We start from the raw sequence: 6,446 nt of genomic DNA, 5'->3' as shown, positions 1-6,446 counted from the left end.
GTCCCTAATACGGATCGCGTACACGGGGGATATGGCCACATTCCACCGGTAATCCGACGCGCAATCATCCCGGGGGCTTGTTCCCGCTACGCGAACTACTGAGGGACGATCCCGTTTCGCCAGAATTCTTGCGTCAGCCCGACAGGGAATGCTCCCATGTGAAAACCACCATAGGGAGCGGGTACGCCGTCTCTTTTCGGCGGCAACTGCCGCCGATAGGTGCCTACTGCTCGCACATAATCTGGAAGGCCGGGGCCTAGCCTGCTTTCTTGGCTGTCGCACCAGGTCGAGAATGACCCACCATCTAGGATATCGAGTTTCAAGGCTGGTGCCAAAACAGCGCAAGTTAGCCCTACGCGTTCACGTCCGCGCACGTCACGATTAGCAATTAAGTGCCTGACCACCAGAACTGTGCCGTTGGCAAACCATGCATAGCGCCATTGTATCGCGCCCTCGCGCTGGTAGCTGTCTCTCCAGTCCTCTCCCCGCACCACGCTTGCCGTCGTACCGGCCTGCAATTCGATATCACGCACAAGGATCGGAAATAATCCAGACAGTTCGTCGGTAGCATAGATTCGGACTTCGGCGCTGGGGTTCTCTGGCAAGAAATCCGTACCGATTGACATCGGCCGATTATGGCCCGCGGCGCCCCAGCTACGTTCTTCGGTGGCTCGGCATGCCCGTGCGGCAAGTGGAATGACCAAAGAGGTGTCGACCCCACCGCGCAAATTCGACGTAGGCACTTCGATCCGGCAAATAATGTTGTTCGAATATATGTTCGATACGACGATCAGGGCATCGGGATAAACGAGCCGGACCTGCCCGTCCTTGAGGGAACCCTCTTGGAACAAGGCTCTGCCACGCGCGGCCACCACGTCGCGCACGGCCTTTTCGGCGACATCTTCCCTGGATGCACCATCGGCTACGGGATACTCGCGTACCACAATTTCGTGGCCCAAAGTTTCGAGCGGCCGACGGTTCTGCTCCTCCGCCGAACATGGTTGCGCAATAAGTGAAACGAAAGCGGCTCCCAAAAGGAGCAACTGCAACTTTAGGAACGAGGTCAGCATTAGGCGAATATGTTCTCTAACGTGCGGTCATACAAACTTTTTATATCGCGGCACTGCTTTGACGATGTCGATGGTTATGGCCGGGAGCGGAATGGCAGCTTTCAGCGTCAGATCGGCGAAATTGAAGCCCGCCCCAAACGCGAAATTGACTCGCCAGCGGGTCGACAGCACTGATCGAGGCCATGACCGAGCAAACCCCTCAAGAGGCTCAGCCCGACTCGCTCACGTTTGAGCTGCTGCGCGATGCATGGGCTGCGCAAGCGATCGACTTCGACAATGCCAGCGAGGATCATGTGCTTTTCCAAGATGAGGCGCGCGTGATCTATCTGGATTCGAGCTTGGGCCCCCCGATTGGCTATGGCCCGGCTCGCAGGCCCGATGGCAATCAGAACCACGGCTATGTTGGGACCAAGGGCAACCCGGAGGCAATCGCTGCGATCCCCGAGTTGCAGGACTGGCCCGAATACGAGGCTCTAATCCTGGCCATCAACAGCGCCACAGGTCCGACCGAGACTGTCGGATGCGAAAAGCACTTTTTCGACTGCGATGCCGGTGCGGCCAAGATCTACCTCGGCAGCTACACCGACATTGTTTTCACCGATCCCACCGACAGCACCGCAGAGAATTGCCTGCGCCTAGCGAGCGAAATCGGACGCGCCATGTTCGACGCACGCAATTGGTGGGGGCAGGTGCAGCTCGGCATTCAAAGGATGAGGGGCGCCAATCGGCCTCCTGATGGTGGCTGGGGGCTCATGTTGAAGATCATCAATCACGGGCGCGATGCCGACGAGGCCCGCAAATGGTGGGGCCATTCGACAGGCGTGGTCGGAGAGGTATTTGCGGCGAAGGGGCGCGCGGCTGATGGCGCTCTTTGACGGCACTGAGCTTGAGACGGATCACCGCTATTTCCGAAATCTGGGCAAGACTGATTTCCGGCCCGATATAGCGGCATGGTGCGAGGCCACATTCGACCGCGCTCAGATGCTCCTAGACGACGATTTCCCAGCGCGTTTCCGCCGTGAGACGCCCCAGCGCATATCCGAGCTGCTTTTCGCGGCTGCATTCCTCGATGCAGGCTGGGAGCCGCTAGGCCGGGTGCCGGGCTTCGATCTCGCCTTCAAGCTGGGAGAGGGGCGCCTGCTAGTCGAGATTACGACCCCCGAGCCGCATTCGCCGGATACATGGACCGAGACAAAGGGCGACGGCTACACTTCATGGTCAACCGACGCCAAGACCGAGGATGCGGCGCTGCGGAGACTAACAGGCGGCTTTGCCACGAAGGCCGAGGCGATCCGCAATCACTGCGATGCGGGCGAGATTTCGGCAGCCGATTACATTGTCGTGGCGATCTCGGGATTTCGGCTCAGCCAGGAATCGCCTGTTGCGCCGGAAATCGGCGGGCCTGTTCCCGATTTCGCAAAGGCATTCCTGCCCATCGGCTCCCAATATGTGACGGTGCGGCTAGGCGACGATGCCGACACGCCGATGGATGGCGGCTGGCACTTCAAGGCGACGATCGACCAAGAGGGCAAGAATCCGGTCGATCGCGATTTCTTCCTGCGACCTGAATTTCAGCACATCCATGCGGTCGCCTACACGCCGCTGCATTTCGGTGAGCCGATCTCGCCGGTCAAGGAATGCGCGGCCCTGCACAATCCCATGGCAAAGCCAAAGGGCGAAGCCATCGCCCTCGGACTGGGCTGCGAATTCGGGGTCGATATTGGCGAGAATGAATTCGCCATTGGGCCTCTCAAGCCAGCGGCATAAATCCTGAAACAGCAAGGTGGAGCGAGGGAAATGGCAAAGCCAAAACAGGCAACCAACGAAGAAATCCTAGGCGAACACCTTCCTTACGAACTTTGGATGCTCAGAGAGACCGACGCGAGACTGAAATCTCCGCCTGAAGATTATGTCCTGCGGAACGCATTGATCGAGGCTTTTTGCATCCATGCGCGTCAGTTGCTCGAATTCTTCGACAACAAACAGGGCAAGCACGCAAAAGACTTCACGGGCGGTAACTACGCAGCCGCGCACCTATCGGGACTCACAAGGTCTGAGCGCGACAAGCTCAACACTCAGATCGCACACGTCACGGCAAAGCGGACGATCAATCCTGCTGAGAAGATTGGTCATGCACTGCGAGCAAAGCTTCTCACCGCTCTGGAGCGAGAGGCACAGCATTTTGAAGGAGAGCTCGCTTCGGAATTTCAGGGCATGTTTAGGGCCGCAGTGCCCGGTCAGGTCATCACAATTGGAGGCAGCCCGAGTGCCACCAATGCGCCAACATATGTGACGACATCATCCAAATGAGACCACGCTAGGTAGATTGGCCTTCGATTCGAGTGACTGCTTGTAGGTGCCTCGGAGGCGAACTCGAATGACCGAAATCAGGCGCGAAGCAGACGCTAGACTTACACAAAACCTTACACAGTTTTCAGTTGTGCCAAGAATTATATAATGTTATCAGCATTATACGGAAGTCTCGCCGCACTCAAAATCGAGTTCCGCAAGGAGTGCTGGTTCGAGTCCGGCCAGGGGCACCATAACCGCCGCGCAAATCCTCCATTCGTCGTGCGACGAACCGCTCGTCCGGTCTGGAAAACGGCCGGGCTCATGAATCGGGCGCGCCGCCTCCTGTAACAATTGACGCCATGACGGCCAGCCAACATGCGTGGGTTTAGAGGCGGGGGCCTTGGGGCGGGTCTGCCCCTTACGGGCGCTTTTTCGCGCCCCAGCAACAGGGTGTCGCCTCGCTTATGAATATGTTCCGGCGCTTCTCATCGGCCGCGCATGATATCGCCATCGACCTCGGGACGGTGAATACCGTCATCTACGCCCGCGACCGCGGGATCGTGCTCAACGAACCGTCGGTCATCGCGCTGGAGACGCGCGACGGCGTCCGCCGCGTCAAGGTGGTCGGCGACGAGGCGAAGCTGATGATGGGCAAGACACCCGCCAATATCCAGGCGCTGCGCCCCTTGCGCGATGGCGTGATCGCCGACATCGACATTGCCGAGCAGATGCTCAAGCATTTCATCGAAAAGGCGGTGGGCGTCGCCGGGCCGCTCCGCTCGCGCAGCCACATCGTCGTCTGCGTGCCGTCGGCCTCGACCGCGGTCGAGCGCCGCGCCATCCGCGATGCCGCGACCAATGCCGGCGCGGCGAGCGTGCGGCTGATCGACGAACCGCTTGCCGCCGCGATCGGCGCCGGCTTGCCCGTCACCGAGCCGCGCGGGACAATGGTCGTCGATATCGGCGGCGGGACGACCGAGGTCGCGGTGCTGTCGCTGAGCGGGGTCGCCTATTGCAATTCGGTGCGCGTCGGCGGCGACAAGATGGACGACATGATCGCCTCCTACATCCGCCGCAAGCACAATATGATGATCGGCGAAATGACCGCCGAGCGCGTCAAGCTGCTGCTCGGTTGCGCGCTCCCGCCCGAGGGCGCGGGGATGGCGATGGCGGTCAAGGGCCGCGATCTGGTCAGCGGCCGTCCGTCCGAAATCACCGTGTCGGAGGCGGAAATCGCCGAAGCGCTCACCGAACCCGTCGGCCAGATCCTGATGGCGGTGATGGCGGCGCTCGAGGAGACCGCGCCCGAACTGTCGGCCGACATCATCGACGACGGCATCACGCTGACCGGTGGCGGCGCGCTGCTCGGCCGGATGGACCAGGCCATTGCGAAGCGGACGGGCCTGCCGGTACGGGTCGCGTCCGACGCCCTGATCTGCGTCGCGATGGGGGCGGGACAGGCCATGGAAGAAGTCGTGTTTCACGGAGCTTTGGCTGCCGCCTGACCCGCCGCGTCGAGGCGAGTGCCCGCACCGGCCGTCATTTACCCATTTCTGCACTTAATGCCGCCGTTCTGGCGCCGTTAAATTTAGCAAATTGGGGATTTTATTCATATTCGGCAGGCAATGTCGCGGTGGGATCAGGTTAACTCGTTGATGAACCGTTAACTGCGGGACGCGACGGCGTTGAGTAATAAGAAGATTTTCGCTATGCATATGGTGGCGTTATTCATGCGTACTGAAGTATAACGATGACCTATTCCCGCTCTCCCGGCGCTATTCCGAATGAGGATGGCATGAAGAAACCGATCGCTGCCAATGCCGTGTCCCAGCCGGTCGCCGGAGCGGACGCCGATCGTCGCGGCGGCGATCGCTATCGCACCGTCTGGCGCATCGCAAAGGTGACGCGCGACGGCGACGTCGGGCTGTGGCGCGTCCGCAACATGTCGGATCGCGGGATGATGCTCGCCGCCGACGTGCCGGTTGAGGTCGGCGAGAAGCTCGAAATCGCGCTGTCGGACGCCGTCGTCGTCCGCGGTAAGGTCGTGTGGTCGGAGGGCGGCCGACTTGGCGTCGAGTTCGACCGGGAAGTCGATGTCGCCGACGTGCTGAAGCAACTCGCCGCCGAACAGCGTGCCAGCGGCTATCGCCAGCCGCGCTTGCCCGTGCACACGCGGGCGAAGGTCACGACCGAAGAGGGGACGAGCGACATCGAACTCGTCGACCTGTCGCAGAGCGGCGCCGGGTTCGTCCACGACGGTGCGCTCGAGGTCGGCAAGGAGGTCGACCTGGCCCTCGCCAGCGGCATTCACCGCAAGGCGATCGTCCGCTGGGCGCGCGGGACGCGTGGTGGCTTGTGGCTGACCCAGCCGCTCGACCGCGCCGACCTTGAAAGCATCCGCCGCTTCCAGAGCTGATCGTTATGCCCTGCCTTTGGCGATCTTCGCCCAGGGATTGAGATCGGGCTCGCCGATCTTGCTCAGCCGGTTATGGTCGCGGTGAAGGAAAGGCTCGTCACGGCCCTTCACCATCAGCATCGTGTCGGAGACATAACTCCACGACCCGTCGTCGTGAAAATCGATCGTCAGCTGGTAGCTGTCGGTGCGAAAGGCGAGGTCGAGGAAAGTCGTCGAGCAGATACCGTATTCGGTCTGGCCGCGCTCGGCTTTCAGGACCAGTTTCCTGTCGCCCGGCTTGGCGTGGCCCGCCGCGATCGCGATCTGCCCGCGCGGGATCGCCAGCGTCTGCAGGATCAGACCGGTCGCGGCCTCATAAAGCCAATAGCCGACCTGGTCGTGAAAGGTGATGTCCTCTTCGCGCGTATTGATATGAACATGATAGCGCAGGCCATAGAAAAGCTGGGGGCCGTTCGCCTGCGGGTCGATCGGCTGCATCTCGATCCGCTCATAATATTTGCGCGTTTCGGGGCCGTCGGCCTTCGGATTGACGTCGACGCCGCGCTGGCCCTCCCATATGCCGGCCAGTCGGCGCAGCGGGCCGAGATTGTTCAGCGTTTCGGGATCGACGTCCTCGGGCTCGGTGAAGATATCGTCAGGTAATTCCATCGCTCGCCCCCTTGGTCGCA

Annotated in this window: 8 protein-coding genes; 5 read left to right on the top strand and 3 right to left on the bottom strand. The window is 60.8% G+C overall.

The window, feature by feature from the left end; translation table 11 throughout:
• Nucleotides 1–95: 95 nt before the first annotated feature.
• Nucleotides 96–1,070, bottom strand: coding sequence for a hypothetical protein (locus tag QOL68_RS13600; RefSeq protein ID WP_282949531.1), 975 nt, complete (start codon nt 1,068–1,070; stop codon nt 96–98).
• 27 nt (nt 1,071–1,097) lie between these two features.
• On the bottom strand, nt 1,098–1,241 hold the full coding sequence (locus QOL68_RS13595; protein WP_282949532.1) for a hypothetical protein: 144 nt from the start codon (nt 1,239–1,241) through the stop codon (nt 1,098–1,100).
• An 11-nt stretch (nt 1,242–1,252) separates the two neighbouring features.
• Here QOL68_RS13595 and QOL68_RS13590 point away from each other — a divergent pair, with 11 nt between their 5' ends.
• The 5 genes from QOL68_RS13590 (at nt 1,253) to QOL68_RS13570 (ending at nt 5,778) form a co-directional block, all read left to right on the top strand.
• Entirely contained in the window at nt 1,253–1,945 is a 693-nt protein-coding gene (locus tag QOL68_RS13590) for a hypothetical protein (RefSeq protein ID WP_282949533.1), read from the top strand.
• Complete coding sequence (locus QOL68_RS13585; protein WP_282949534.1) at nt 1,932–2,837, top strand: hypothetical protein; 906 nt, start codon at nt 1,932–1,934, stop codon at nt 2,835–2,837. The genes QOL68_RS13590 and QOL68_RS13585 overlap by 14 nt, the downstream gene beginning before the upstream one ends.
• Before the next feature lie 30 nt (nt 2,838–2,867).
• On the top strand, nt 2,868–3,380 hold the full coding sequence (locus tag QOL68_RS13580; protein WP_282949535.1) for a hypothetical protein: 513 nt from the start codon (nt 2,868–2,870) through the stop codon (nt 3,378–3,380).
• Nucleotides 3,381–3,826: 446 nt separating this feature from the next.
• On the top strand, nt 3,827–4,867 hold the full coding sequence (locus QOL68_RS13575) for a rod shape-determining protein (RefSeq protein ID WP_282949536.1): 1,041 nt from the start codon (nt 3,827–3,829) through the stop codon (nt 4,865–4,867).
• A 290-nt stretch (nt 4,868–5,157) separates the two neighbouring features.
• Entirely contained in the window at nt 5,158–5,778 is a 621-nt protein-coding gene (locus tag QOL68_RS13570) for a PilZ domain-containing protein (RefSeq protein ID WP_282949537.1), read from the top strand.
• 3 nt (nt 5,779–5,781) lie between these two features.
• On the opposite strand, the gene QOL68_RS13565 is transcribed toward QOL68_RS13570, so the two are convergent.
• Nucleotides 5,782–6,426, bottom strand: coding sequence for an FABP family protein (locus QOL68_RS13565; RefSeq protein ID WP_282949538.1), 645 nt, complete (start codon nt 6,424–6,426; stop codon nt 5,782–5,784).
• Nucleotides 6,427–6,446 lie beyond the last annotated feature (20 nt).

The sequence above is a fragment of the Sphingopyxis sp. Geo25 genome, from assembly GCF_949769135.1.
Classification (GTDB): domain Bacteria; phylum Pseudomonadota; class Alphaproteobacteria; order Sphingomonadales; family Sphingomonadaceae; genus Sphingopyxis.
The sequence above is the reverse complement of the archived record's forward strand: the minus strand, read 5'-3'. Positions and strand labels throughout refer to the sequence as shown.

Bases quoted from the DNA above. Each gene is read 5' to 3' on its own strand.
- QOL68_RS13600 (WP_282949531.1), bottom strand. From the start codon at position 1,070: ATGCTGACCTCGTTCCTAAAGTTGCAGTTGCTCCTTTTGGGAGCCGCT.
- QOL68_RS13590 (WP_282949533.1), top strand. From the start codon at position 1,253: ATGACCGAGCAAACCCCTCAAGAGGCTCAGCCCGACTCGCTCACGTTT.
- QOL68_RS13585 (WP_282949534.1), top strand. From the start codon at position 1,932: ATGGCGCTCTTTGACGGCACTGAGCTTGAGACGGATCACCGCTATTTC.
- QOL68_RS13580 (WP_282949535.1), top strand. From the start codon at position 2,868: ATGGCAAAGCCAAAACAGGCAACCAACGAAGAAATCCTAGGCGAACAC.
- QOL68_RS13575 (WP_282949536.1), top strand. From the start codon at position 3,827: ATGAATATGTTCCGGCGCTTCTCATCGGCCGCGCATGATATCGCCATC.
- QOL68_RS13570 (WP_282949537.1), top strand. From the start codon at position 5,158: ATGAAGAAACCGATCGCTGCCAATGCCGTGTCCCAGCCGGTCGCCGGA.
- QOL68_RS13565 (WP_282949538.1), bottom strand. From the start codon at position 6,426: ATGGAATTACCTGACGATATCTTCACCGAGCCCGAGGACGTCGATCCC.